This is a genomic window from uncultured Paracoccus sp. (assembly GCF_947487305.1).
Taxonomy (GTDB): domain Bacteria; phylum Pseudomonadota; class Alphaproteobacteria; order Rhodobacterales; family Rhodobacteraceae; genus Paracoccus.
Map to the genome: position 1 here is coordinate 161,341 of NZ_CANKWH010000004.1, position 24,038 is coordinate 185,378.

The window sequence follows — 24,038 nt, forward strand, 5'->3', positions numbered from 1 at the left end:
GCGCAGGTTAGGCAGCGCGGCGGGAAATGGTCAAGGTTGCGGGCGGTTATTCTGCAGCATCGAGGCGCAGCGAGGCCAGAACCTGACGCTGGTGTTCGGGGAAGGGCACCGGGCGGCGGCTTTCGGGATCGACGCAGACCAGCACGAAACGCGCCTGCGCGCTTTCTTCGTCCTCGTCGGTGCGGAACAGGCCCAGTTCCAGCACCAGCGAACTGTTTCCCATCTGCGCCAGCCGCAGCCCGATGGTCACCGGGTCGGGATAGGCGATCTGGCGGAAATAGGCGCAGCCATTCTCGACCACCACGGCCAGCGGCTCGTCACCATCGGGGCGCAGCATCCCGCGCGGCAACATCCAGTTGTTCATCGCGCTGTCGAAGAGTTCCAGATAGGCGACGTTATAGACATGCCCGTACTGGTCATTATCGTTCCAGCGGGTCTGGATCGCCTCGAAGGCGGCATAATCGCGGCGCTGGCGCGGGACGGGGCGGCTGGTCATGCCGGGCCTCCTGCGCGGGTCGGGGCGTCGCCGGGCTGCTGCATCTGATCCAGCACGAACAGCCGAAGCGCCGTCGCCAGACCGACCTCGGGCGGGCGGGCATGGTCGATCGCGGCGATCAGCGCGGCGCGAGTTTCGCCCCGTGCCTTGGCTATGCGACCAAGCGCGCGCCAGAAGGCCTCTTCCAGCGAGACACTGGTGCGGTGGCCGTCGATGGTGACGGAGCGTTTGACCGGCGGGGAAAGCGGCGGCAGGTCAATCATCGTGCCGGGGCGGCTCGGGCGCCTCATCCTGCCGGTGCGCGTCCAGCACATGCCCGGCTCGGGCCGCTTCGGCCTGACGCGCCTCGCGCAGGGCCTTTGCCTCGCCGAATTTCGCGGCATTGGCATCGCCCGCCGCGCGCTTGTCGCTGCGGGCACGGGACTTGCGGACCTGTCGCAGGTTGATCACGGTGCTCATGGTCCGAAGCTACCGTCTTTGCAGAGCCGGGAAAAGCACAATGAAAAAGGCGCGCCACAAGCGGGACGCGCCTGTTGGTCTCTGCTGAAACGTCGATCAGTCCTCGGGGCCGACCATCAGTTCCGGGCGCACGACGCGATCGAAGGTCTCGCCATCGACGAAGCCCAGGTTGATCGCCTCTTCGCGCAAGGTGGTGCCGTTCTTGTGCGCGGTCTTGGCGACCTTGGTGGCGTTGTCATAGCCGATGGTCGGTGCCAGTGCCGTCACCAGCATCAGCGATTCCTTCATCAGCTTGTCGATGCGCGCGATATTGGCCTGCGTGCCGGCAACCATGTTGTCGGTGAAGGACCCCGCCGCATCGCCCAGAAGCTGCATCGACTGCAGCACGTTATAGGACATCATCGGGTTATAGACGTTCAGCTCGAAATGGCCCTGCGAACCGGCGATGGTGACGGCGGCGTCATTGCCCATGACATGGGCGCAGACCATGGTCAGCGCCTCGGCCTGGGTCGGGTTCACCTTGCCCGGCATGATCGAGGAACCGGGTTCGTTTTCCGGCAGGATCAGCTCGCCCAGACCCGAGCGCGGGCCGGAACCCAGGAGACGCAGGTCATTGGCGATCTTGAACAGCGAGGCGGCGATGGTCTTCAGCGCGCCCGAGAAGAACACCATGGCGTCATGGGCGGCCAGCGCCTCGAACTTGTTCGGGGCGGTGACGAAGGGCAGGCCGGTGATCGTGGCGATCTCGGCAGCGATGGCCGTGTCCCAGCCCTTCTTGGTGTTCAGCCCGGTGCCGACGGCGGTGCCGCCCTGCGCCAGTTCATAGATCTGCGGCAGCGCCAGCTTCACCCGCTCGATCCCCATGCGGACCTGATGGGCATAGCCGGAAAACTCCTGACCGAGGGTCAGCGGCGTCGCGTCCTGCGTGTGGGTGCGGCCGATCTTGATGATGTCCTTGAACTCGTCGCGCTTGGCCTCGAGCGCGGTGGCGAGCTTCTCGAGACCGGGGATCAGCACGTCGCGCGCCATCATGCCGATGGCCACATGCATGGCGGTCGGGAAGGTGTCGTTCGACGACTGCCCCATGTTCACATGGTCGTTCGGATGCACCGGCTTCTTCGAGCCGAGCGTGCCGCCAAGGATCTCGATGGCGCGGTTCGAGATGACCTCGTTCGCATTCATGTTCGACTGCGTGCCCGAGCCGGTCTGCCAGACCACCAGCGGGAAGTTGTCGTCGAACTTGCCCTCGAACACCTCGGTCGCGGCCTGTTCCATGGCGCCGGCCACGTCATCGGGCAGGTGGCCGGTCTTGTGGTTGATCCGCGCCGCCGCCAGCTTGATCGCGCCAAGCGCACGGATGATCGCGACCGGCTGGCGTTCCCAGCCAATCGGGAAGTTCATGATCGACCGCTGCGTCTGCGCGCCCCAGTATTTGCTGGCATCGACCTCCAGCGGTCCAAAGCTGTCGGTCTCGGTACGGGTCTTGGTCATGGCAGCGCCTCCATCACGATTTGCCGGGTTTCTAGACCCCGCAGCCGGGAATGGCAATCGGTATGCGATGGTATGCTGTGATAGGTTGACGGGCCGATCAGCCGTCTGACAGCCGCGCCAGTGCCTCGGCCAGCCGGGGAATCTCGGCCTCGGGCAAGGGCAGGATCGGGCGTTGCGGTGCGCTGTCGGCACATCCCAGCAGGCGTGCAGCGGCATGAACCACGCGGATGCTGCCGTATTCGCGGAAGAGATCCCAGAGCGGGGCGAAATCCGCATCGATCCGGGTGGCGGTGGCGGCATCCCCGGCCATGGCGGCGCGGGTGAGGCCCAGGAAGGACTGCGGCACGGTGCCACCTGCGACGCTGAAGAAGGCATCGCCACCTGCCAGAAGCGAGGGCAGGGCGCCCCAGTCGCCGCTATAGCCGATGGCGAAACCATCGGGCAGGGCGGCGCGCAGCCGGGCGATCTCGCCTGCGTAATCGCCGTCGGCGGGCAGGGGCATCTTCACCGCCTGAATGCCGGGCAGTTCGGCAAGTCGCGCCAGCAGCGGCAGCGAGAAGGTGAAATGCGTGGTCGAGGGGTTGTTGTAGATGCAGAGCGGCAGATCCGAGACCGCAGCGACAGCGGCGAAATGCTGGAACACTTCCTCTTCGGTCAGCGGGGTATAGCTGACCGGCGCCAAGAGCAGCCCATCCGCACCGGCATCCCGCGCGTGCTCCGCCAGCGCGACCGAGGCATCGGTCCGCAGGGCGCCAATGCCGACGATCACCGGCACGCGACCGGCGACATGGCGCAGGGCCAGATCAAGGATGCGCTGGCGTTCGGCCAGCGACAGATAGGCATAGCTGCCGGTGCTGCCCAGGAGGCCGATGGACGCGACCCCGGCCTCGATCAGCGGGTCCAGCACGCGGCCAAGCGCGGCTGCATCGATCCGACCGCTGGCATCGGCGGGGGTGATCGGAAAGGCCGACAGGCCGTGAAACAGCGACATGTGGTCCTCGTCTCGGATGCAGATATCGTCAGGCGAACCGGCGCAGGCGGCTATTTCCGCCACTTGTCGAGGCTGACCACCTCGCCGCCGCCCTTGGGCGCGTCGTCACCGGGGCCATCATCGTCGTCGTCGTAGTCTTCATCCTCGTCCTCGTCGTCATCGCCCTCCTGCGTCTCGAAGCGCAGGCCGAATTCGACCGAAGGATCGACAAAGGTGCGCAGCGCGTCGAAGGGGATGCGCAGCGGCTCGGGCGAGTTGCCGAAATTGAGGGTGATGGTAAAGCCATCCTCGTCAACGGTCAGGTTGTCGAACCAGTGCTGGATGACGATGGTCATCTCGTCGGGATAGCGGTCGCGCAGCCAGTCGGCCATCTCGACCCCCTCGTCGCGGGTGTCGAAGGTGATGAAGAAATGATGATCGCCCGGCAGCCCATTGTCACGCACGCCACGCAGGACTTCGGCGATCAGCCCCTGCATCGCGCGGTGCATCAAGTTGCCATAGTCGATCTGCATTCGCGTCATTGCGCCGTCCCTTGTCCCTGTTGGGGCCAGCATAGGCATCTGGATGGCGATGAAAAGAGGCGTCGCGCAACCCCGGCGGTTTATCGGCGAAGCGCTTGGAACGGTTGACGGATCGGCGGGACAGGCCGGCGCACGCGCCCATGACAGGGCGATCCAGCGTTTCGGGTGAAAGGGAAAGTGCAGGCTTCTGTTGCCAGGTGCCTGCGAACCCCGCCTTACGCGGCTAGGCGCAAGGGCTTAGTTTTCGGTAACTCGAACTGCTTACGCAGCCAGAGCGACCGGAGCACGGTTGTCGTTGGCAACTGTACATTTTGCACCGATAACGGTGGTGGCTCACCGGGACAAAGCATAACCCCTTTAGACGTTCGTCGATCCTATTTCGGCCCCTTGGTCCCCCAACGAGGGAATCTGGTGGAGCCGCCGGGTACCGCCCCCGGGTCCGATCCGCTTATTACGAGCGCGTTTATGTCCATAGTCCGGGTCGCCCCGGACAGGTTTAATATAGGGTCAGCCTTCAAAAGGGGCAAGGGCAGTCGGCAGGGCGCATCCTTGGCGCCTCGCTGACCCGGGATCGGACTTGTACGGCGAGAATTCAGTCAGAGCAGGTCCTGCAATCGATGTCACACGGACATCCCGGCCTCATGGATCGTTCTTGGCCCCCCCAATAGACCATAAGGCTGTGATTGCAGGACCCGCATCTGACCACCGCCACAAACTTCGGGCGACCCCTGATGAAAGTGCGGCGGATCCCGAGAGCGGGCTTGTCCGAATTGATGGCCTCGTGTCGAGCTGTTCGCGCAGAAAGATACCGGAAGCGGTGTTCGACCCGCTGCGCCCGGTCACGTCAACCTTCTGCTCTGACACCTCCTCATCAAGACACCCGGACAAACACAACAAAGGAAATCAAGTCAAATGTCGGTAGGTTCTTCGCCGAAATCGTGCAGCATCAAGCGATATGCCGAGACTAGCATCATATTGACGATTTCAGAAACGAATATTCAGGGACCCGTCCAAAGGTCGTAGGGCCGGAACTTTCTGTTGACAGACGGCAAAACGGGGGCCTCTCGGCCCCCGCTTCTCGTCACGCGCTCGGCAGGGGTCAGAACCCGGCCTTGATCTTCTCGAACTCGGCCAGCTGCTTCTCGCGCTGCGCCGGGTCGTTCGGGGTCTGCGCCAGGATCGGCGCGTCGATCGCCGACAGGCCCTCGGCCACGGCCGGATCGTCGGCGATGGTCTCCATGCCCTTCAGGTTGGTGTGGCCGTAGCCGATCGTGTCCAGCAAGCCACGGGCCGCCTCGGGTGCCAGCCAGGCATTGATGAAGTCATAGAGCTTGTCTTCCGAGCCCGGCCCGTCCTTCAGGTTCACGAAGCCGCAGAAGAAGGTGCTGGAGCCTTCCTTGGGCGCGCGCTGGAAGCCGACCTGGTAATTGTCCTCGCGCAGGTAGACGATGCCGTCATTCCACGACCATGCCACATCCACCGCGCCCGAGGCCATCAGCTGCGCCATCTCGGCCGGATCGGCCCAGTAGGCGGCGACGTTCTGATGGGCCTGACGCAGCCAGTCGGCGGCGGCCGCGAACTGCTCGTCGGTCACGTCGGTCCAGTCGGTGGTGCCGGTTGCCAGATAGGCCAGCGCCCAGGTGTCGTCGGCGCTGTCGGGCAGCGAGATGCGGCCCTGGTATTTCGGGTTGAGGAACACATCCAGCGAGGCCACGTCCTCGACCGGCACCTTTTCGGTGCTGTAGGCGATGGCAGTCGCGCCCCAGTCGGTCGGGATATACCACAGCCCCTGATCGTCCTTGTAGATCGGCGAATCGAGGAATTTCGGGTCCAGATCGGCCAGGGCCGGGATGCGCGATTCGTCCCAGGGCTCGATCAGCCCGGCATCGCGGTATTTCGACACCATCTGGCTGCAGGGATGGGCGGTATCCGCCTTGAAGCCCGATGCGAGCTTCTGGAACGCCTCGTCATCGTCACCATAGAAGGCAAAGGTCGGGCTGTCGCCGTTCTTGTCGATATAGCCCTGAAAGATCGACGGTTCCTCGAAACCCGCCCAGTCAAAGACGGTCAGTTCGGGATCGGCCGCAAATGCCGGGGCAGCCAGTGCGATGGCAGCCACCGTTGTGAAAAGACGCATGGGTCAAGACCTCCTGTTGATGGGGAAACGCTAGAGCGGGTCGGAAAATGACGCAAGCCGGGACAGGTTTCCGCAACGTCGCGTCAGGGTTGAACGATCCCTACCACCGCCCCGACGCCCCTCCGCCCGAGGATCGCCCGCCGCCGAAGCCGCCACCACGCCCGCCGCTGCTGCTGCGGCGGCTGATCGGCCGTCCCTCGCTGCGCGGGCTGGTCCAGTTGCAGCGCCGGCAGCGGGTCCAGATCACCTGGCTGGCGCGGCCGGTGCCGTCGGTGGGCTGGATGACCTCGGATTCCTGCACCAAGCCCGCGCCGCCGCAATTCGGGCAGGGTTGGCGGCCCAGCTGGAAGCGCTGCCAGGTCTTGCGCAGAATGTTGAACCCGATGAGGCCGAACACGCCGAAGAAGACCACCCGGGACAGCCAGTCCATCAGGTCGGGCTTGTCCACCGGGCCGTCGAAGCCCATCCCGGCGGCATGGGGGCGGGCGATGTCGGCAATGATCGCCAGCGTGCCGTCGCGGATACCGCCCGAGATTTCGCCTGCGCGGATCGCCGGCAGCAGGGTATTCTCGATGATGGCCTGCGCCGCGAGATCGGCGGCACCGGGATAGCCCGCACCCAGTTCAACCCGGGCCTCGCGGTCATCGCGGATCACAAGCAGCATGAAGCCGTCATTTCGCCCGGCCTCGCCCACGCCCCAATCGTTGAAGAGCCGCGTGGTGAAGGCTTCCAGACCGTCGGTCCCGCCATAGCGCGCCCGGTCGGTCAGGGTGACGACGGTGCCCTGTGATCCGGTCTCGCCTTGCAGCGCGATCAGTGCCTGATCGATGGTCTGCTTGTCCGCGTTCGTCAGCAGCCCGGCGAAGTCGTTGATCGTGGTCGCCGTCCAGTCGGGCAGTTCCTGCGCCGAAACGGGCAGGGCAAGGCACAGCCAGATCAGCGCGGCGCGGATCACCGGAGCAGCATCTCGGGTCCGCCGGCGATCTTGGGATCGACCCGGCCGATGGCCTTCGCATCCTTGCCGGCATAGTGGACCGCGTTCAGGATGGTCTGGATCGCGGCAATCCGCGCCCGACGCTTGTCGTCCGAGCGGATCACCGTCCAGGGCGCCACCGGCGAATGGGTCAGCGACAGCGTGTCGCGGATGGCATCGGTATAGGCGTCCCATTTCGCCAGCCCCTCGACATCGATCCAGCTGAGCTTCCATTGCTTCAGCGGGTCCTCGGCCCGGTCGACGAAGCGTTTCAATTGCTCGGCCCGGCCGACGTTCAGCCACAGCTTCACAAGGATCAGCCCGTCATCGACCAGCATCTTCTCGAACTCGGGCAATTGCCGGAAGAACTGTTCGCGTTGATGTTCGGTCGAGAAGCCGAAGACCTTCTCGACCACGCCGCGGTTGTACCAGCTGCGGTCGAAGAGGGCGATTTCCCCGCCGGCGGGCAGCTGATCGACATAGCGCTGGAAATACCATTGCGCGGCCTCGCGCTCGGTCGGTTTGGGCAGGGCGACGATGAAGGCCGAACGCGGGTTCAGGTTCTCGCGCACGCGCTCGATCGTGCCGCCCTTGCCGGCAGCGTCGCGCCCCTCGAACAGCACCACCAGCCGCTTCTTGGTCTCGATCACATCATGCATCATCCGGACGAGCTGCAGCTGCAACTGCTCCATCTGTGCGTCGTACTCCTTGCCCTTCATCTCTTCGGTGTAAGGATAGCCGGGATCGAGGATGTCGTCCTTGCCGGCCTTCTCGATCGCCTTGCGGATATCGGAGGGCGCGCCCTTCTTGAGAAACGTCAGAATGTCATCGACGAAGGGAATGTCCTGCTTTTTGGCCATCCTGCACCCCACTGGCTTTGCCGGCGGAGTATGCGGCGGCCTGACCTTGCGGGCAAGCACCTGTCAGCGGGGGCAGGGCGATCAGCTGCCGATCTTCGCCATGTCGTATTCGGTGGTCTGGTAGATCTCGTTGATCCAGTTGCCGTAAAGCAGATGCGCATGGCTGCGCCAGCGGTTCGAGGGTGTGCGCGCCGGGTCATCCTCGGGGTAATAGTTCAGCGGCACGTTGATCTCTTTGCCTGCGGCCGCGTCACGGTCGTACTCGTCCTTCAGCGTGGTGCTGTCATATTCCAGGTGATTGAAGATATAGACCGCGCGATGGCCCGGATCCTCGACCAGGCAGGGGCCGACCTCTTCGCTGGCCAGCAGAGTGGTCAGGGCCGGTCGGGCGTCGATCTGGTCCTGGTGCACCTCGGTCCAGCGGCTGACCGGCACCAGCACGTCATCGGAAAAGCCGCGCAGATAGGGGCTGGCGGGGGCAAGGTTGTGATGGCGGAAGCAGCCGAAGGCCTTGTGGTCCAACAGGTGCTTTTCCAGCCCGTGGAAGTGCCAGGCCATGGCCATGCCGCCCCAGCAGACGCCCATGGTCGAATGCACGTTGGTTTGCGTCCAGTCGAAAACCCGGCGAAGCTCGTCCCAATAGGTCACCTGCTCGAACGGCAGATGCTCGATCGGGGCGCCGGTGATGATCAGACCGTCGAATTTCTCGCCGCTGGCCGCGACCTCCGAGAAGGGGCGGTAGAAGCTTTCCATGTGATCGGCGGCGGTGTTGCGGCTTTCATGGTCCGACATGCGGATCAGCTGAAAGTCGATCTGCAGCGGCGTTGCGCCGATCAGCCGGGCGAACTGGTTCTCGGTCTGGATCTTCTTCGGCATCAGGTTCAAGAGCGCGATGCGGATCGGGCGAATGTCCTGCGTCGCGGCCCGGCCCGGCGACATGACCATCACGCCCTCATCCGAGAGGATGCGGAAGGCGGGAAGGTCGGGTTGCAGGGTGATGGGCATCAGGTCGTCTTTCGGTCGATGGCGGTTGCGATCAGGTCGGTGAAATCCTCGGGCGTGCGGACCTCCATCACCTCCTCGGCGGTGATGGTGACGCCGCGCCGGGCCATGGCCTCATAGCGCGGCTGGCGGTGCGCCAGCGCGCGGGCATAGGTCCAGCGGATGAAATCGTCGGGGTTCACCTGATCCTCGCGCAGACCCTTCTCGGCGCGATAGGCGACCCAGGCGCGCTCGAGGAACTCGGGCTGGTAATACATCGGCTTCGGCGCGCGGTCGAAACGGCGCACCAACTCGGCCGTGTGGGCATCGCTGCCCTTGATCCAGACCAGCAGCAACCCGTCTTCCAGCGCCGACAGCACAGGGTCGTCGGGATTGTCGGGATCGACCACCTCACAGATCGAGCCGCCGCTGTCGCAGACGAAATCATTGATCCCGTAGATGTCGCGGGCGCGGCTGACGAAGCGGCGGGTGTCCAGCAGCGAGGCGATCTCGGCCTCGCGGTGCTGGTTCTGGCGCAGGCAATATTCCTCGAAGGGCAACCCGCCACGGCTGGGGCTGCCGGGCTTGCCCAGGTAGGTCGAAAGCGGCGCGAGGTTTTCAAACGTGATGTTGGACGAGATGCAGACGCTGTCGGACAGCAGCAGCTCGCGCAGGAAGGGAACCTTCATCGCCTCGCGCTTGAAATTGTCCGAGATGTATTCGCCCATGTAGCGGGTGCCGATGCGGTAATCGACCGAGTAGTGAAACCAGTTCCCCCGGTCGCGCAGCATCGAGGCAAGGAAGGTCTTGCCCAGACCGGACATGCCGAACAGCACCACCCGCTTCTGCGTGGCGTCGCGCCATTGCTGTCCACTGGCATAGATCATGCGGCACCCCTTGCCCGGCCGGTTGCGGTTCTTGCCCGGGCATAGGTAATGCCCCCTGTCCCAAAGGAAAAGGCCCCGCCGGTGAGGGCGGGGCCGATCCAGTGCGCGCGGAAGCGCAGATCAGAAGGTGAAGCCGACCCGGACACCGACGCCGACGACATCGGCATCCCGGATCTGTGCCGCGGCGACCGCGGCTTCCGGGGTAGCATCGCCCAGCTTGGTGTAGTTGACGCCAGTGGTGATCTTCATATTGTCTTGGGTATAGATCGCAGCCAGGGTGACGCCCTTCTTGCCGTTGGTCGGCGCCAGCGGCGAGACCAGATCATTGCCGCTCTTCTCATATGTGAAGGCGGCGGTGCCCGACCAGTTCTCGTTGAACTTGCGACCGACGCCAAGGGTCAGCGTCGTGGTGTCTTCCAGCTCGACCAGGCCACTACCGCTGGCGGCGGTGAAGGCGCGCGGGTCGACCCGGAATTCGGACCAGTTCACCCAACGGATCGAGCCGAAGACCAGTGTGTCGGCCGCGACGCCGGTCTGGAATTCGAGGTTCCAACTGCGCGGGGTCTTGACCTTGGTGACCGAGGCGCCGGCCGGATCGATCGGTGCACCGCTGATGGTCTCGCGTGTGTCGAACTCGTGCTCGATCGGCGAGTTGTAGGTCAGCGAGACGCGGGCTGCGATCTCGGGCTTTTCCCAGCTGACGCCGGCGGTCCAGCCCCAGGCGGTATTGGTGTCCAGATCGGCATTGTAGCCGCTGAACGGGCCATAGCCCATCCCCATCAGCGTCACGTTGCCATCGGCGCGGCTGCCCCGAAGGCCGCCGTGAAAGCCGAAATTATTCTCCATGCGATAACGCAGAACGGCCGTGTAGGTGGTCGAGCTCACATCGACGGCGGTGCCACCGAGCATAACCGAGCCTTCGCCCGGAGCGCTCGGGGTCGGATAGAGAATGTCGGCACCGAAGGGCTGCTCGATAATCAGCGCGGCCGACAGGTTGTCGTTGAACTGGTGCTTATAGGCCAGACCCGCGAAATTGTAGTTGTCGGCAACATCGCCCAAGGACGAACCGCCATACTGGGCGAGATCCGAACCCGAAACATCCGGCGAGACGTGACCATAGGACAGTTCGACAAAGTTCTCGCCCGGTTCGAACAGCGCGCTCAGCGAATGGGGCGCACGCTCGATGCCGCCGGCCAGAACCGCGGTCGTGCCCAGCAGCAGAGCCGCGGCACTGGTCATCACTAATTTCATCTTCAAGAATTCCTCCCACATGGTCCGCAGACCCTCTGCCATAACGCTACCGTGACTCGGCCGTGAATCAACGTGGTTTGCCCAATGACGCCGCGTATTATCGGCTTGACCTCGCGGCATCGTGGCATTGGCGCAACGCATTCCCCAGCGTTAAGGATTTGTTAACCGGATTGCCGGCATTTGCAGGCGTTTCGTGCTGATTCTGCAGGGACCCGTCTGCAGCTTGGCGCACCCGTCGCGCGCGATGGGTGGCAGGTCACCCATGCAACCGCTGCATGGCGCCGCTGCGCGAATAGCATGGAACCGCTCTGGACAAAGCCTGCGCCGCGTGAAAGGGGAAACTGCCAAACGATCCCATGCAAAGGAGTCCCTCCCATGCAGATTCGTGAGGCTTTGACCTTCGATGATGTCCTTCTGGTTCCTGCCGCTTCCGGGGTCATGCCCTCGACGGCCGATGTGACCACCCGCGTCACCCGGTCGATCCGGATGAACATCCCGCTTCTGTCCAGCGCCATGGACACAGTGACCGAAAGCCGGATGGCCATCGCCATGGCCCAGGCCGGCGGCATCGGCGTGATCCACCGCAACCTGACCACCGAGCAGCAGGCCGACGAGGTCCGCCGGGTGAAGCGGTTCGAAAGCGGCATCGTCTATAACCCGATCACGCTGCGCGCCGACCAGACGGTGGGCGATGCCCGCGCGCTGCAGGCCCGCTATAACGTCACCGGCTTCCCGGTGGTGGACGAGACGGGCCGCGTCGTCGGCATCGTGACCAACCGCGACATGCGCTTTGCCAGCAGTGACCAGACCCCGGTCAAGGCGGTGATGACCAGCGACAACCTGGCGCTTTTGACCGAACCGGCGGATCGCCTGCAGGCCATCGACCTGATGAAACAGCGCCGGATCGAGAAGCTGTTGATCACCGACGGGCAGGGCAAGCTGACCGGTCTGCTGACGCTGAAGGACACCGAGCTTTCGGTGCTGAACCCCTTGGCCTGCAAGGACGAGCTGGGCCGGCTGCGCGTCGCCGCCGCCTCGACCGTCGGCAACGAGGGGTTCGAACGCAGCCAGGCGCTGATCGAGGCCGGCGTGGACATGGTGGTCATCGACACCGCCCACGGCCATTCGGATTCGGTCGCCATGGCGGTCGAGCGGGTGAAGAATTTCTCGAACCAGGTGCAGGTGGTCGCAGGAAACGTGGCCACCGCCGAGGCGACCCGCGCGCTGATCGATGCCGGCGCAGACGCGGTGAAGGTGGGCATTGGCCCGGGCTCGATCTGCACCACGCGGATCGTCGCCGGCGTCGGCGTGCCGCAGCTGACCGCGATCATGGATGCGGCCGGTGCAGCAGGGGAAACCCCGGTCATCGCCGATGGCGGCATCAAGTTCTCGGGCGATTTTGCCAAGGCCATCGCGGCGGGTGCCAGCTGCGCCATGGTCGGTTCTGCCATTGCCGGCACCGATGAAAGCCCCGGCGAGGTGATCCTGTACCAGGGCCGCAGCTTCAAATCCTATCGCGGCATGGGCAGCCTCGGCGCCATGGCCCGCGGCTCGGCCGACCGCTATTTCCAGAAGGACGCGGCCTCCGACAAGCTCGTCCCGGAAGGGATCGAGGGGCAGGTGCCCTATAAGGGGCCGGCCGCCACGGTGATCCACCAGCTGGTCGGGGGCCTGCGCGCCGCCATGGGCTATACCGGCAATGCCACGGTCGAGGAGATGCGCAACGGCTGCCAGTTCGTCCGCATCACCGGCGCGGGGCTGAAGGAAAGCCACGTCCATGACGTGCAGATCACCCGCGAGAGCCCGAATTACCGGTTGGGGTGATCGCCTCACGGATGCGCGCCGCCATAGGTTTCATTCAGTCTGTCATTGACCGGGGCAGCGGCATCGGCGGCCTGCGCCGTTCACGATCTGTCGTCTGCCGAGGCGGGTTTTGGAGCCGGCTTCGAGGCGCGGGCACGCAACGGCTTCAGCGTGGGGACCGCGCCATAGTCGCGCGACTGGCCGGAAAACACCGCAGCCGGTGCCGGATAGCTGACCGGACCCTTGGGGGTCTCGACTGTGATCCGGCGCAGATGCGGATGGGTTGAGAGCCGGGCCATGTCGCTGACCGAGGCCAGCGCGACATCGGCGGCCAGCAGGGCGGTGATCGCTTCGTCAGCGGTCAGCCGGGCGAAGCCGTGGGCTACGGCGGCATCGGTCTCGGCGCGATTGGTGACGCGGGCGACATTGGTGGCGAAGAGGGGGTCGGTGCCCAGTTCCGGCTTGCCCAGAAACACTTCCGCAAGCTTCCTCCATTCGCGGTCGCTTTGCACCGAGATCAGGATCGGATGGCCGTCCTTGGTGATGAAGGTGCCATAGGGCGCGATCGACGGGTGCGCCATGCCGATGCGTTGCGGCGACTTGCCGCCCTCGTGGTTCAGAAGCGGCACGGTCAGCCAGTCGGCCATCACGTCGAACATCGAGACCGAGATATTCGCCCCCTTGCCGGTGATGCCCCGCGCAATCAGCGCCTCGAGGATCGCCGCATGGGCCGTCGCGCCGGTGGCGATATCGACGATGGAGATGCCCACGCGGGCCGGTTCCTCCGGGCCGCCGGTGATCGAGCAGAGCCCCGATTCCGCCTGGATCAACAGGTCATAGGCCTTGCGGTCGGCCATCGGCCCATCCTCGCCATAGCCGGTGATCGAGCAGGTGATGAGGCGGGGATAGTCATGTTCCAGCCGCTCGAAGGTGAAGCCGAGCTTCGCCAGCGCCCCGCGTTTGAGGTTCTGGATCAAAACATCGGCGCCAGACAGAAGCCGAGCCAGTTCCGCCTTGCCCGCCTCGCTGGCCAGATCCAGCGTGACGCTGTCCTTGCCGCGATTGAGCCAGACGAAATAGCTCGACTGACCCTTGGCCACATCGTCATAGCCACGGGCGAAATCACCCTCGGGCCGTTCGATCTTGATCACCCGCGCGCCGGCATCGGCCAGACGTGACGAGGTGAAGGGGGCAGCCACGGCCTGCTCGATGGCGACGACCGTGAGGCCCGACAGGGGAAGCGCGCCCATCAGTAACTCTTCGGCAGGCCAAGGACATGCTGGCCGATGTAACCGAGGATCATGTTGGTCGAGATCGGCGCGACCTGATAAAGTCGCGTCTCGCGGAACTTGCGCTCGACATCATATTCATTGGCGAAACCGAAGCCGCCATGGAACTGGATGCAGGCATTCGCCGCATCCCAGCTGGATTTCGCGGCCAGATATTTCGCCATGTTGGCTTCCGCGCCGCAGGGCTGGTCGGCGTCGTAAAGGCGGCAGGCCTGCCAACGCATCAGGTTCGCCGCCTCGACCTCGATGAAGGCCTCGGCAATGGGGAATTGCACGCCCTGATTGGCACCGATGGGACGGCCGAAGACCACGCGCTCCTTGGCGTATTTCACCACCCGGTCGGTGAACCAGTAGCCATCGCCGATGCATTCGGCGGCAATCAGCACGCGCTCGGCATTGAGGCCCGAGAGCAGGTGTTTGAAGCCCTGGCCTTCGGTGCCGATCAGGTTTTCCCCCGGCACTTCGAGATTGTCGAAGAACAGCTCGTTGGTCTCGTGGTTCACCATGTTGGGGATCGGCTTCACCACCAGCTGCTCCTTGGCCTGCGCCTCTTTCGCATCGACGATGAAGATCGACATGCCGTCCGAGGGCTTCTTCACCTGATCAACGGGGGTGGTGCGCGCCAGCACGATCATCAGGTCGGAATGCTGCACCCGGCTGATCCAGACCTTCTGGCCGTTGATGACCCAATTGTCGCCCTTGCGGGTGGCGACGGTCTTGATCTTGGTCGTGTCCGAGCCGGTCGTGGGTTCCGTTACCGCCATCGACTGCAGGCGCAGATCGCCGGTGGCGATGCGCGGCAGATACTTGCGCTTCTGCTCCTCCGAGCCATGCTTGATCAGCGTGTTGATGACATACATCTGCCCGTGACAGGCGCCGGAATTGCCGCCCGAGCGGTTGATCTCCTCCATGATGACCGAGGCCTCGGTCAGCCCCAGCCCCGAGCCGCCATATTCTTCCGGGATCAGCGCGGCCATCCAGCCGGCGCGGGTCAGGGCCTCGACGAACTCTTCCGGATAGGCGCGTTCATGGTCGATGCGGCGGTGGTAGTCGTCGGGAAACTCTGCGCAAAGCGCCCGGACCGCGTCGCGGATGTCCTGATAGTTGTCGGTGCGTTGGTCATACATGGGGGACTCCGTTCGAGTTGGGGGCGGGTTGGGGTTCCACGCTCCGCCAGTGTCGCGGGTCCTAAGGAAAAAATCCATGGCTTGAGAATGACCGAAGTCGCCTGACGGATGGCCAACGCCGGCTTTTGCCTGCCAGAGACCAGCCCGTCGCGAATCGCTGCCGGACACATTGTCTTGCGGTTGAACGCGATGGCACGAATCCGGGGGCAACGACCGGCACAGCACTGGGGCCTTTCTTACCCCACGTCAAAGTTTCTGTCGCTCGCACGACGTGGCGTCGGGCAACTAGCAAAGAATCGTGAATTTCTGGCAAGAAAGTGTGAACCAATTGGTTCGAGGTGCGTTACACTTGAGGATGAGTGCATGTGTTCAGTTTTGGCAGTTTTTTGCCGAGCGTTAACCCTTCCTTAAGCAATTTTAGGGATAGCTAGGCGCAGAGACGTTCTTTTTTGTGGTGTGCAAGGCAAAGCTGCTGCACGCTGCGATGACTGGGGAAGGAACTGGAACTGATACCACTCTTGGGCATAGGTGTGGCCTTTGGTGCCATCGCGGCTTTTGCCGTCGTCTACCTGTTCGGTGCGGGTCTGTTCGCAGGTTTGCTGGCATATTCGCTCGGCGGCGCGGCTTGTACGCTCGTCGCAGCGTGGTTTCGCTTTCGCTGCGTCGAGCGCGGCGAAGCTGCCGACAAGTCCGTGGTAGACAAAAAGCTTGTGGCGGCCCAATAAGCATCGGGCCGCCGGATCAGGTCTTCGGCTCACCCGCGCCGCGTCAACGAGCGGATGGGAAGTGTCTCAGTAGCCCGTGCAGCGCAGCACGACCCCAAAGGTCCGTGCGATGATGCTGGCATCACCGGACAGGGACAGCGTGCGTGCATATTCCGCGTCGAAGGTGGCGCGTTCCGCAAAGCTGCTGTCATTGCGATCGGTGATCTGCCAGAGGCCGGTAACGCCCGGGCGCATGTGGTAGTAATCTGCGCCGGGATAGTGGACGGCCTGGTCGACCATCATTGGCCGCGGGCCAACGATGCTCATGTCACCGACGAGCACGTTCCACAGTTGTGGCAGTTCATCCAGCGAGGACTTGCGGATGAAACGCCCGAAGGACGTGATGCGGGGATCATGCTTCAGTTTCTGGCTGCGATCCCATTCTTCGCGGGCTGCGGGATTGGCATCCAGATAGTCGGCCAGCTGTTGGTCTGCGTTCCGGACCATGCTGCGGAACTTCCACATGCGGAAGCTGCGGCCGCTCTTGCCGAGACGCATCTGCGTGTAGAAGGGCGATCCGCCCTCCTTGGCGATCATGACCAGAACGACAAGCGCAATCGGCAAGACAAGCGGCAAGGCCAGCAGGACAATCAGGATGTCGATGGGTCGCTTCATGAACCGAGAATAGAACCCAGTGAAGGATTCGGTCGCGGCTACTTGGGTGGCTTCGGACATGTCCAAAGCCGAGATTGTATCAAGACCGTACTTCATTCGTAAAAACACTCGAGGGGGGGACAACACTTCTCAACTATACACCCGGCCCCCAAAGTTAGAACAGATTTTATGAAAATCTTCACGATCTGCAGGCGAGGCGCCTCCAAACCTATCCAAAACATCAGGTTGACGTTTCGGCAGCCTTAATGTGGAAGGGACTTGCATTCTCTGCAATCAACGTGAAGATGTGTTGCTGCATCCGCAAACATATTGGTTTAGATTAACACAACTATAGGTTGCGCAATTCTCCGCGAAGCGAAAAAGTGATTCTCCCCGAAAATCCTGAACCATTGGGTGAGTTTCAAACCGGAGCGTTTAGCGGCCTCGGGTCCATTCCGCCTCGCCCGGCTTCGCGCGCACGGCGAGTGCGACTGCAGCATAGGCGGCAAATCCTAGCGGATCGCGCAGCGCCAGCGCGGCAAGTTGCCGACGGCTTGGTCGGGTGTTGCCCTGCCTCGCCAGCAGTTCGGGATGCAACCCCGCAATCTCCTGCACGCCGCGATCCTGTCGGCGACGAACGCGCACCAGCCGGGCAAAACCCTCGGCCAGCGGCCAGCTGTACTCCGAGCCGACCCGCACGCGTTCCGCCTCGGCGAATTGCAGACGGACAAAGGTGTCGTCCGAGATCAGTTGCGGAAAGCGGCCCCAGCGCGCCCGGCCTGCCGCGTTCACCGCGAAGAGGCCGGCCCCAGTGACGTTACCGGTCATGAAGGGCAGGCGCGACCAGAAACGGCCATAGGCGCGCGACACCGCGCTGTCTGCCTGGGCAACAACCAGCCGCCCGCCGGCATAGCGCGGCGCCGCGTCGGCCAAAGCCTGCACCAAGGCGCCCAGCATGTTCGGATCCATCACGATATCGGCGTCCAGGTACAGGCGATCCGCATGGATCGCGTGATCGTCGCCGAGGTTCAGCGACGGGATCTTGCCGCCTTCGGCGCGCTCGATCACCTCGAGCGGCCAGCCGCGAGCGGTGAATGCGCCCTGCATGGCGCGCGCCTGCTCGGCGGTATCGTCACGACAGCCATTCGCCACCACGACAATCTGGACGGGTCCGTCATGATCCTGAGCCAGCACCGCCTTTAGGCAGCGGGTGATGTAGCCGGCTTCGTTGCTGGCCGGTATGATGACGCTCAATCCGTTCATTTGTACTCGATCAACCCGGCCTTGCGCCCCAAGAGGCGGCGCAGGTGGAATTCCGAGATGCCCATGGCCTCGGGAAACTTCGACAGCATCAGGAAAACGGCGCGCAGCCGGCCGTCACCATCGCTCCCCTCGCGCCGGGCCATACGCGCCACCTGCAACGGATAAACCAGCAGCGCCAGAAGCGCCCATGGCCCGATCAGCAGCGCCGCCATCAGGATCAGCGCGGGGATCACCAGCGCCCAAATCAGCGCGCGCCGGGTCTCGCGCCGCCAGAAGGGTTCGACGCCGCTGCGATGCAGCCAGCTGCCCTCGGCAAAGGCATGTCCCGCACGACGGGCGCGGCGCCACCATTGGCCGAAGCGGTGCATATCGGCGTCATGGAGGGTCATCGGCACGTCGAGCCGGCGAATGGTCATGCCGCTTTGGCGCAGGCGCAGGCACATCTCGGGTTCCTCGCCGGCAATCATGTCGTCGCGATAGCCGCCGATCGCCGCCAGCACCTCGATCCGCGCCATCATGTCACCGCCGACCGCCATGGCCGACCGGCGTATCCCATTCGGTATCGCAGAGCCGGTTGTAGATCGAGGCCTCGGGAAAACGTTCGCGCCGCCGCCCGGCGACGACGCCCAGTTGCGGATCGGCAGCCAGGGCGGCGCGGGCGGTATCGATCCAGGCCGGCTCGATCTGGCAATCTCCATCGACGAACTGCACCAAGCCTTCACCGTGACCCTGATCCAGCAGGTGTTGCAGCCCGGTATTGCGCGCCCGCGCGGCAGTGAAGGGAATGGAGGTATCCAGCTGCAGAACCTGCGCGCCGAGTCGGCTGGCTGCAGTGATGCTGCCATCGGTTGACCCCGAATCAACATAGACGATCGGGGCCGCTTGACCCTGCAGCGACGTCAGACAGGCGACCAGGCGCTCGCCCTCGTTGCGGCCGATCACGATTGCCGCAACCATGGCGGGTTTGTCAGCCTCGCGCAGGATGTCGAAGGCTTTATCGGCATTTGCAGTTGTGAACTTCATGTGCCAGACGTTAGCATGGGCTTCGGTGGGGCTGTATGGTTTTTCGCTTGCGCGTTTGGGAGAGTTTCGGATTTGATACAACGCCACCACACCGGCAACCATCTCGAGTCTGCACCGTCGAGCGCCGTCCCCCGCAGCCGCAAGGCGCTGAGCCGGGCAGAGCGCGAGGAGCTGGACGTCGCATCTCGCTTCTCGGTGCTGCGCACGAGGCTTTTGCAGGAAATGAACCGACAGCGCTGGCGCCGTCTTGGCGTCTGCCCGATCACCGATGGTGCCGGGGCGACCTATGTCGCTGCCAATCTGGCGCTTGCCGCCGCGCGCCTGCCAAATTCAGACGTCTTGCTGGTCGATCTGGCACTCGGCCATCCCTCGGTGGCGATGCAGATGGGCATTGCCGGCGATTTCCGCTTCATCAGCTACCTGCGCGGCGAGGATCTGCAGCCGGACGAGTTCGTGACCCGGATCGAAGGCGATGCCAATCTGCGTTGCTTCACCTCTGGGCGCGCCATCCCGGGCGGTGCCGAATTGCTGCAGGACGAGGTGACACGTGAGCGCATCGACCGGCTGGTGGCCGAGTCCGGATGCGATCTCGCGATTTTTGATCTGTCCCCGGTTCTTGGCACGGATGAAGGGCTGGCTGGCTTGCCGGTGATGGATGCCGTGCTGCTGGTCGCCGATGGCCGGGCCGGAAACGGCCAGCAAGTCACCGATTGCCAGCGCCTGCTGGCCGACATGCCGCCCCTTCTGGGCGTCGTGTTGAACAAGGCTGAGGATATGGGGTAACGCGATGGGTCCGATTCAATCCATTGGCGATCTCGCATCGCTGATCTGGAGGCGCCTGCCGCTGATCCTGACGATCCTCTTGGCCGGGCTGCTGCTGTCGCTTTACCTGGCGGTCACATCGCCTCCCGCCTACGAGGCGCGGACGGTCATCCAGGTCGATGCGCCGGTGATCTTTGACCCGGTCACTCGCTCGGCCCCACCGGCGTCGCTGCGCGTGCAGCAGATCGAACAGCGGCTGATGTCGCGCGAAAATCTGCTGCGGCTGATCAGTCAGTACGGTCTGTTCGACGGTGCCGAAAGGATGCCCGAGAGCGCCAAGCTCGAGGTCATGCGGACGCAGACCCGGATCGAAAGCGTCGCCTCTTCGGCCATTGGCCCCGACAATTCGATGAACCTTGCGGCGCTGGTCATCTCGGCCCGCGCCGGCACCGCACAGACTGCGGCCGCGGTGGCCAATGATCTGGCCAATGACGTGGTGACAAGCTATCGCCGCGACCGCGATGCGCGGATCAACGAATCCTCGGAGTTCCTGACGACCGAGCTGAAGCGGATCGAGACCGATCTGGACGTTCGAGATCGGGCCATCGCAGCCTATGCCTCGGAGAACGAGGACTCGCTGCCTGAGGCACGAGCCTTTCACCAGTCCGAACTCGTCAGCCTGTCGCAGCGGGAAACCCTGACCGAGCAGGCGCTGATGCAGCTGCGCCGCGATCGCCTTGCGCTCGAGCGGACCGAGATGAGCGATGAAAGCAGCAGCATCGTCCAGCAGCTGCGCGCGACCGAGGTCGCTCTGGCGCAGGCGCGCCGGACTCTGCCTTCGGGTCATCCGGAAATTCGCCGCCTGGAAGAAACCATCCGCGCGATCACCGAAGGCAGCAGCGACACCACCTCGGCGGGGCTGGGTCGGCAGCTCAGCATGATCGACGAACAGGTCGCGAATATGGAGCTGGATCTGGATGCGATTGTGGCCCGGCGCGGTGCGATCTCGAATGCGCAGAACCGCATGCCGCAAGTGGCACAGGTCTATGAGCAGATGCAGCGTTCGCGGCAGAACCTGAGCGACCAATATAACGAGATGTCCCGGCGACTGGCCGAGATCGACGCGCTGCGGCTCTTGGCCGACAATGACCAGACCGAGAACATGGTGATCCTCGAACCGGCGATTCCTCCCGAGTTTCCGGTCGCCTCGAACCGCAAGCGCAGCGCCATCCTGGGGACGTTTCTCAGCATTGCCGTGTCGGGTGGTCTGGCGCTGCTTCTGGACCTGATGAACCCGGTGCTGCGCAATGCGCGACAGTTCGAGGCCGTTACCGGCCTGCGCCCGCTGATCGCGCTCGGTTATCGACCGACGGCGCGCGACCGGACCTGGCTGACGATCAGGTTCGTCTATATCGGCTTCCTGCTGTTGGCCGCCTTGGTCGCAACCCTGTGGTTGATCGATCTGATGCCCGAATGGCTGGCTCGGATGCTGCCGCCCTCGGTGCGGGTCGGTGTCCCCAGCAGCTGAAACGGCCGACGAACGGGCAGCACAGGTGTAACCCGCCGGGTTCAGCCGACCTGCGTCAAGGCCCGGATCTGGTCGAGCCTCGGCAACAGGATCAGCGATAGCCCGATCGCCGCGATCAGGGCAAAGACCCCGTCATGCAGGGGATCCCAGGCCTTATGCCGCCGGGCCAGCAAGGCGACCGCCGGGTAGGAGAGGATATTGCCGACCGCCTGCCCGATCAGCGCGCCATAGAGGCCGGCGACATGCGAGCCGAACCAGAAGCAACTGAGAAACAACACGGCGCGGGCGGCGGTCAGATAGAAAAAGCCCCGGGAATCTCCGGCAGCCAGCGCCGGAAGATCATTCCCCAGCAGGATGATCTGCGGTACCACCACGCTCGCGATCAGCGTGATCATGATCCCGGATTCCCGATATCGATCATCGTAAAGCAGATCGACGATCCACGGGCCCAGAAAGGCGACGAGCAGGGTTGCGAACACGATCCCCCCCGTCAGGGCAAAGCGGATGCGGCGGACGCGGTCGAACTCGTCGCGACCGGCACTGGGCGGTGATTCCCGGTAAAGCGGAATCATGATCCGGGACACGATCGCTCCCCCCAGCATCAGGGGGAAGCTGGCGAGGAAGAAGCCGATATTGTAGAGGCCAAGCTGGGTCAGCGAGAGATAGCGGCCAAGGATCGCCTTGTCGCCCTGACCGATCAGAAAGCCCATGATCGTGCTTGGAAAGATCCATTTGCCAAAGCTGGTCAGCTCATGGACGGCCGCGCGATCCCAATGCAGGCGGTCATGATGGCCCGGGATCATCCACAGAATGATCAGGATGCGCACGATGCCGCCAATGGCCAGCATCACCACCATGGCCCAGACCGAGCCGGTGATCCATGCAAGGATGACCAGCATGACCGAGGTGATTACCTGCGACAGCAGATCGGCCTTGGTGACCTGACGCAGGGACATGTGCCGCTCGGCCGTCAGGACCCGCATCGGCGTCAGCCCATGGATGACCGTGCCGAAGCCCGCGACAAAGAGATAGGGCGCAAGCTCGGGGGCGTCATAAAAGCGGGCGAAGGGCACGGCCATGGCACAGCAGGCCAGCCACAGTGCCACGCCACGCATGATCTCGATGGTCCAGGCGGTGTTGAGGAAATCCGGGTCATCGCCGCGCGGACTGCGCAACACCGAGGGTCGGGTGCCGACATCGGAAAAGTTGTTCAGCCCCTGAATCAGCACCATGATCAGCGCCATGGTGCCGAAGGCGCTGGGGAACAGCAGCCGCGCGAGTGCCAGATTAACCACAAGGCGCAGGGCCTGCCCGCCACCAAAGCCGGCCAGGATCCACATGCCGCTGCGCAGGGCGCGCCACGACAGGCCCTCATCGTGATAAAGCCGGGAGGTCAGGCGTCGGATCATCTGGGCGGTCGGTCCTCGTGTAACGAAAGCAACTCGGTCACGGACCACTCTGATCAGAGGTCGTGCGGGATCGGCGGCGAATCCCCGGCGACAATGAAGGATGGCATGTAAACCCGAGGGTTTTCAATCATCCTTGCGTCCACCATAGGACCCGTCGCTTACGCCGTGCCAAGCGCCGTGACGATCGGGCCGAAATCGCTGGCCTTCAGGCTGGCGCCGCCGACCAGCGCGCCGTTCACATGAGCGATGGCAAAGATCTCGGCCGCATTGCCCGGTTTGACGCTGCCACCGTAGAGCAGGCTCATCTCGTCGCCATCGGCGAAACGCACGGCAAGGCGGTCGCGCATCAGCTGGTGAACCTCGGCGATCTGGTCGTTGGTGGGGGTGCGGCCGGTGCCGATGGCCCAGATCGGTTCATAGGCGATCACCGTATTGGCGGCAGTGGCCCCCTCGGGGATCGAGCCCGCCAGTTGCGCGGCGATCACGTCCAGAGTCTCGCCGGCGTCGCGCTGTGCCTCGCTTTCGCCGACGCAGATGATCGCCACCAGCCCGGCCCGATGCGCTGCTGCCGCCTTGGCCGCAACTTCGGCATCGGTCTCGCCATGATCGGTGCGGCGCTCGGAATGGCCGAGGATCACATGGCTCGCACCCGCATCCTTCAACTGCGCCGCCGAGATGTCGCCGGTATGCGCGCCGGAGGCGGCGGCATGGCAATCCTGTCCGCCGACGGAAATGTTGCCAGCAAGGCCCGAGACACGGGCGGCCATCGGATGGATAAGCACGGCGGGCGGGCAGATCAGCACATCGCAGCCCGGCGCGGCGACACCACGCGTCAGCGCGTCGATCTGATCCAGCGCGGCCAGATCGCCGTTCATCTTCCAGTTTCCGGCGGCAAGCTTACGCGGTGCCATGATTATCCCTCCTGCGATTTCTCGAGGACGGGATTAAGCTGCCCCCGCGCAAGGATCAAGGCGGGGCGCAACAAGGGGCTCAGGCGCCTTGCGCGCGCGCGCCTTCCAGCGGCTCGAAGCGGATGGATTCACCGCAGCCGCAGGTGTCGGTGACATTCGGGTTGCGGAACTTGAAGCCGGATTCCAACAGGCCGGTTTCGTAATCGATCACCGTCCCGAACAGGAACATCTGCGCCATCGGCGCGATCAGCACCCGCGCCTCGCCCTGTTCGACCACCTCGTCGGCCTTGTCGGCAGCCTGGGCTAGCTCCATCGTGTATTCCATCCCGGCGCAGCCGCCCTTTTTCAGGCCGATGCGCAGACCGACGGCCCGCTTGCCCGTCATCAGCCGGGCAATCTGCCGCTCGGCGGCGGGGGTGATGGTGACGGGGCTTTTCCCCGGAATTCCGAACATGGCTGGGCCTTTCGATCCTTTATGCCATAGATAAGGTCGCGGCCCGACCGGCTCAAGTGCCGGC

Annotated in this window: 25 protein-coding genes and 1 other RNA gene; 4 read left to right on the forward strand and 22 right to left on the reverse strand. The window is 64.0% G+C overall.

Annotated elements, in window-relative coordinates; translation table 11 throughout:
* Positions 1–46 precede the first annotated feature (46 nt).
* From Q1A36_RS07010 to Q1A36_RS07070, 13 genes are all read right to left on the reverse strand, one after another.
* Positions 47–496, reverse strand: a complete 450-nt coding sequence (locus Q1A36_RS07010) for a thioesterase family protein (protein WP_299841399.1) — start codon at positions 494–496, stop codon at positions 47–49.
* The gene (locus tag Q1A36_RS07015) at positions 493–759 is read right to left on the reverse strand and encodes a ribbon-helix-helix domain-containing protein (RefSeq protein WP_299841401.1); all 267 of its coding nucleotides are present in this window, start codon (positions 757–759) and stop codon (positions 493–495) included. Before Q1A36_RS07015 ends, Q1A36_RS07010 begins: the two co-directional genes overlap by 4 nt.
* Positions 752–955 (reverse strand): DUF4169 family protein, encoded by a 204-nt coding sequence (locus Q1A36_RS07020; protein ID WP_299841403.1) that lies wholly within the window; start codon positions 953–955, stop codon positions 752–754. The genes Q1A36_RS07015 and Q1A36_RS07020 overlap by 8 nt, the downstream gene beginning before the upstream one ends.
* Before the next feature lie 96 nt (positions 956–1,051).
* Positions 1,052–2,446 carry a class II fumarate hydratase gene (fumC, locus tag Q1A36_RS07025; RefSeq protein ID WP_299841405.1) on the reverse strand — a complete coding sequence of 465 codons (1,395 nt, stop codon included), beginning with the start codon at positions 2,444–2,446 and terminating at the stop codon, positions 1,052–1,054.
* 97 nt (positions 2,447–2,543) lie between these two features.
* Complete coding sequence (locus Q1A36_RS07030; RefSeq protein WP_299841407.1) at positions 2,544–3,437, reverse strand: dihydrodipicolinate synthase family protein; 894 nt, start codon at positions 3,435–3,437, stop codon at positions 2,544–2,546.
* 50 nt (positions 3,438–3,487) lie between these two features.
* Positions 3,488–3,958 carry a ClpXP protease specificity-enhancing factor SspB gene (locus tag Q1A36_RS07035; RefSeq protein ID WP_299841409.1) on the reverse strand — a complete coding sequence of 157 codons (471 nt, stop codon included), beginning with the start codon at positions 3,956–3,958 and terminating at the stop codon, positions 3,488–3,490.
* 176 nt (positions 3,959–4,134) lie between these two features.
* Positions 4,135–4,489, reverse strand: a transfer-messenger RNA (tmRNA) gene (gene ssrA / locus Q1A36_RS07040).
* Between the two features lie 568 nt (positions 4,490–5,057).
* Positions 5,058–6,095 carry an ABC transporter substrate-binding protein gene (locus tag Q1A36_RS07045; RefSeq protein WP_299841411.1) on the reverse strand — a complete coding sequence of 346 codons (1,038 nt, stop codon included), beginning with the start codon at positions 6,093–6,095 and terminating at the stop codon, positions 5,058–5,060.
* A 100-nt stretch (positions 6,096–6,195) separates the two neighbouring features.
* Positions 6,196–7,050 carry a YgcG family protein gene (locus Q1A36_RS07050; RefSeq protein WP_299841413.1) on the reverse strand — a complete coding sequence of 285 codons (855 nt, stop codon included), beginning with the start codon at positions 7,048–7,050 and terminating at the stop codon, positions 6,196–6,198.
* Positions 7,047–7,928, reverse strand: a complete 882-nt coding sequence (ppk2, locus tag Q1A36_RS07055; RefSeq protein ID WP_299841415.1) for a polyphosphate kinase 2 — start codon at positions 7,926–7,928, stop codon at positions 7,047–7,049. The genes Q1A36_RS07050 and ppk2 overlap by 4 nt, the downstream gene beginning before the upstream one ends.
* An 81-nt stretch (positions 7,929–8,009) precedes the next feature.
* Positions 8,010–8,933 (reverse strand): homoserine O-succinyltransferase, encoded by a 924-nt coding sequence (metA, locus tag Q1A36_RS07060; RefSeq protein WP_299841417.1) that lies wholly within the window; start codon positions 8,931–8,933, stop codon positions 8,010–8,012.
* The gene (locus tag Q1A36_RS07065) at positions 8,933–9,796 is read right to left on the reverse strand and encodes an ATPase (RefSeq protein WP_299841419.1); all 864 of its coding nucleotides are present in this window, start codon (positions 9,794–9,796) and stop codon (positions 8,933–8,935) included. Before Q1A36_RS07065 ends, metA begins: the two co-directional genes overlap by 1 nt.
* Before the next feature lie 120 nt (positions 9,797–9,916).
* Positions 9,917–11,035 (reverse strand): outer membrane protein transport protein, encoded by a 1,119-nt coding sequence (locus tag Q1A36_RS07070; protein ID WP_299841420.1) that lies wholly within the window; start codon positions 11,033–11,035, stop codon positions 9,917–9,919.
* Positions 11,036–11,422: 387 nt separating this feature from the next.
* Here Q1A36_RS07070 and guaB point away from each other — a divergent pair, with 387 nt between their 5' ends.
* Positions 11,423–12,871 carry an IMP dehydrogenase gene (gene guaB, locus Q1A36_RS07075; protein ID WP_299841422.1) on the forward strand — a complete coding sequence of 483 codons (1,449 nt, stop codon included), beginning with the start codon at positions 11,423–11,425 and terminating at the stop codon, positions 12,869–12,871.
* An 80-nt stretch (positions 12,872–12,951) separates the two neighbouring features.
* Here the strand turns inward: guaB and Q1A36_RS07080 are convergent, their stop codons facing one another.
* Together Q1A36_RS07080 and Q1A36_RS07085 are read right to left on the reverse strand one after the other, a co-directional pair.
* Positions 12,952–14,100, reverse strand: coding sequence for a CaiB/BaiF CoA-transferase family protein (locus tag Q1A36_RS07080; protein ID WP_299841424.1), 1,149 nt, complete (start codon positions 14,098–14,100; stop codon positions 12,952–12,954).
* Positions 14,100–15,266 carry an acyl-CoA dehydrogenase family protein gene (locus Q1A36_RS07085; RefSeq protein WP_299841426.1) on the reverse strand — a complete coding sequence of 389 codons (1,167 nt, stop codon included), beginning with the start codon at positions 15,264–15,266 and terminating at the stop codon, positions 14,100–14,102. The genes Q1A36_RS07080 and Q1A36_RS07085 overlap by 1 nt, the downstream gene beginning before the upstream one ends.
* Before the next feature lie 530 nt (positions 15,267–15,796).
* Between Q1A36_RS07085 and Q1A36_RS07090 the strand changes: the two genes are divergently transcribed.
* Entirely contained in the window at positions 15,797–15,991 is a 195-nt protein-coding gene (locus Q1A36_RS07090; RefSeq protein WP_299841428.1) for a hypothetical protein, read from the forward strand.
* A gap of 66 nt (positions 15,992–16,057) precedes the next feature.
* Here the strand turns inward: Q1A36_RS07090 and Q1A36_RS07095 are convergent, their stop codons facing one another.
* The 4 genes from Q1A36_RS07095 to Q1A36_RS21455 all read right to left on the reverse strand — a co-directional run bounded on the left by Q1A36_RS07095 (position 16,058) and on the right by Q1A36_RS21455 (position 19,012).
* Positions 16,058–16,645, reverse strand: coding sequence for a sugar transferase (locus Q1A36_RS07095; RefSeq protein ID WP_299841430.1), 588 nt, complete (start codon positions 16,643–16,645; stop codon positions 16,058–16,060).
* Positions 16,646–17,059: 414 nt separating this feature from the next.
* Positions 17,060–17,887 (reverse strand): glycosyltransferase family 2 protein, encoded by an 828-nt coding sequence (locus tag Q1A36_RS07100; protein ID WP_299841432.1) that lies wholly within the window; start codon positions 17,885–17,887, stop codon positions 17,060–17,062.
* The gene (locus Q1A36_RS21450; RefSeq protein ID WP_366141551.1) at positions 17,884–18,423 is read right to left on the reverse strand and encodes a glycosyltransferase family 2 protein; all 540 of its coding nucleotides are present in this window, start codon (positions 18,421–18,423) and stop codon (positions 17,884–17,886) included. Before Q1A36_RS21450 ends, Q1A36_RS07100 begins: the two co-directional genes overlap by 4 nt.
* The gene (locus Q1A36_RS21455) at positions 18,407–19,012 is read right to left on the reverse strand and encodes a glycosyltransferase family A protein (protein ID WP_366141552.1); all 606 of its coding nucleotides are present in this window, start codon (positions 19,010–19,012) and stop codon (positions 18,407–18,409) included. Before Q1A36_RS21455 ends, Q1A36_RS21450 begins: the two co-directional genes overlap by 17 nt.
* Before the next feature lie 120 nt (positions 19,013–19,132).
* Between Q1A36_RS21455 and Q1A36_RS07110 the strand changes: the two genes are divergently transcribed.
* Both Q1A36_RS07110 and Q1A36_RS07115 read left to right on the forward strand, forming a co-directional pair.
* Positions 19,133–19,693, forward strand: coding sequence for a chromosome partitioning protein (locus tag Q1A36_RS07110; protein ID WP_366141553.1), 561 nt, complete (start codon positions 19,133–19,135; stop codon positions 19,691–19,693).
* A 4-nt stretch (positions 19,694–19,697) separates the two neighbouring features.
* Positions 19,698–21,200: a Wzz/FepE/Etk N-terminal domain-containing protein gene (locus Q1A36_RS07115; protein WP_299841436.1), complete on the forward strand. Its 1,503-nt coding sequence runs from the start codon at positions 19,698–19,700 to the stop codon at positions 21,198–21,200.
* 41 nt (positions 21,201–21,241) lie between these two features.
* On the opposite strand, the gene Q1A36_RS07120 is transcribed toward Q1A36_RS07115, so the two are convergent.
* The 3 genes from Q1A36_RS07120 to Q1A36_RS07130 form a co-directional block, all read right to left on the reverse strand.
* Positions 21,242–22,609: an oligosaccharide flippase family protein gene (locus Q1A36_RS07120; protein ID WP_299841437.1), complete on the reverse strand. Its 1,368-nt coding sequence runs from the start codon at positions 22,607–22,609 to the stop codon at positions 21,242–21,244.
* Positions 22,610–22,767: 158 nt separating this feature from the next.
* Complete coding sequence (tpiA, locus tag Q1A36_RS07125) at positions 22,768–23,520, reverse strand: triose-phosphate isomerase (protein WP_299841439.1); 753 nt, start codon at positions 23,518–23,520, stop codon at positions 22,768–22,770.
* Positions 23,521–23,599: 79 nt separating this feature from the next.
* A complete protein-coding gene (locus tag Q1A36_RS07130) occupies positions 23,600–23,974 on the reverse strand; it encodes an iron-sulfur cluster assembly accessory protein (protein ID WP_299841441.1) in 375 nt (124 codons plus the stop codon).
* Between the last annotated feature and the right edge of the window lie 64 nt (positions 23,975–24,038).

Excerpts from the sequence above, each read along its gene's own strand:
- metA (WP_299841417.1), bottom strand. The coding sequence starts at position 8,933 with ATGCCCATCACCCTGCAACCCGACCTTCCCGCCTTCCGCATCCTCTCG.
- Q1A36_RS07100 (WP_299841432.1), bottom strand. The coding sequence starts at position 17,887 with ATGAACGGATTGAGCGTCATCATACCGGCCAGCAACGAAGCCGGCTAC.
- Q1A36_RS21450 (WP_366141551.1), bottom strand. The coding sequence starts at position 18,423 with ATGGCGGTCGGCGGTGACATGATGGCGCGGATCGAGGTGCTGGCGGCG.
- tpiA (WP_299841439.1), bottom strand. The coding sequence starts at position 23,520 with ATGGCACCGCGTAAGCTTGCCGCCGGAAACTGGAAGATGAACGGCGAT.
- Q1A36_RS07115 (WP_299841436.1), top strand. The coding sequence starts at position 19,698 with ATGGGTCCGATTCAATCCATTGGCGATCTCGCATCGCTGATCTGGAGG.
- Q1A36_RS07020 (WP_299841403.1), bottom strand. The coding sequence starts at position 955 with ATGAGCACCGTGATCAACCTGCGACAGGTCCGCAAGTCCCGTGCCCGC.
- Q1A36_RS07070 (WP_299841420.1), bottom strand. The coding sequence starts at position 11,035 with ATGACCAGTGCCGCGGCTCTGCTGCTGGGCACGACCGCGGTTCTGGCC.
- Q1A36_RS07010 (WP_299841399.1), bottom strand. The coding sequence starts at position 496 with ATGACCAGCCGCCCCGTCCCGCGCCAGCGCCGCGATTATGCCGCCTTC.
- Q1A36_RS07110 (WP_366141553.1), top strand. The coding sequence starts at position 19,133 with ATGAACCGACAGCGCTGGCGCCGTCTTGGCGTCTGCCCGATCACCGAT.
- ppk2 (WP_299841415.1), bottom strand. The coding sequence starts at position 7,928 with ATGGCCAAAAAGCAGGACATTCCCTTCGTCGATGACATTCTGACGTTT.
- guaB (WP_299841422.1), top strand. The coding sequence starts at position 11,423 with ATGCAGATTCGTGAGGCTTTGACCTTCGATGATGTCCTTCTGGTTCCT.
- Q1A36_RS07015 (WP_299841401.1), bottom strand. The coding sequence starts at position 759 with ATGATTGACCTGCCGCCGCTTTCCCCGCCGGTCAAACGCTCCGTCACC.
- Q1A36_RS07120 (WP_299841437.1), bottom strand. The coding sequence starts at position 22,609 with ATGATCCGACGCCTGACCTCCCGGCTTTATCACGATGAGGGCCTGTCG.
- Q1A36_RS07030 (WP_299841407.1), bottom strand. The coding sequence starts at position 3,437 with ATGTCGCTGTTTCACGGCCTGTCGGCCTTTCCGATCACCCCCGCCGAT.
- Q1A36_RS07080 (WP_299841424.1), bottom strand. The coding sequence starts at position 14,100 with ATGGGCGCGCTTCCCCTGTCGGGCCTCACGGTCGTCGCCATCGAGCAG.
- Q1A36_RS21455 (WP_366141552.1), bottom strand. The coding sequence starts at position 19,012 with ATGGTTGCCGGTGTGGTGGCGTTGTATCAAATCCGAAACTCTCCCAAA.
- fumC (WP_299841405.1), bottom strand. The coding sequence starts at position 2,446 with ATGACCAAGACCCGTACCGAGACCGACAGCTTTGGACCGCTGGAGGTC.
- Q1A36_RS07130 (WP_299841441.1), bottom strand. The coding sequence starts at position 23,974 with ATGTTCGGAATTCCGGGGAAAAGCCCCGTCACCATCACCCCCGCCGCC.
- Q1A36_RS07035 (WP_299841409.1), bottom strand. The coding sequence starts at position 3,958 with ATGACGCGAATGCAGATCGACTATGGCAACTTGATGCACCGCGCGATG.
- Q1A36_RS07085 (WP_299841426.1), bottom strand. The coding sequence starts at position 15,266 with ATGTATGACCAACGCACCGACAACTATCAGGACATCCGCGACGCGGTC.
- Q1A36_RS07045 (WP_299841411.1), bottom strand. The coding sequence starts at position 6,095 with ATGCGTCTTTTCACAACGGTGGCTGCCATCGCACTGGCTGCCCCGGCA.
- Q1A36_RS07065 (WP_299841419.1), bottom strand. The coding sequence starts at position 9,796 with ATGATCTATGCCAGTGGACAGCAATGGCGCGACGCCACGCAGAAGCGG.
- Q1A36_RS07095 (WP_299841430.1), bottom strand. The coding sequence starts at position 16,645 with ATGAAGCGACCCATCGACATCCTGATTGTCCTGCTGGCCTTGCCGCTT.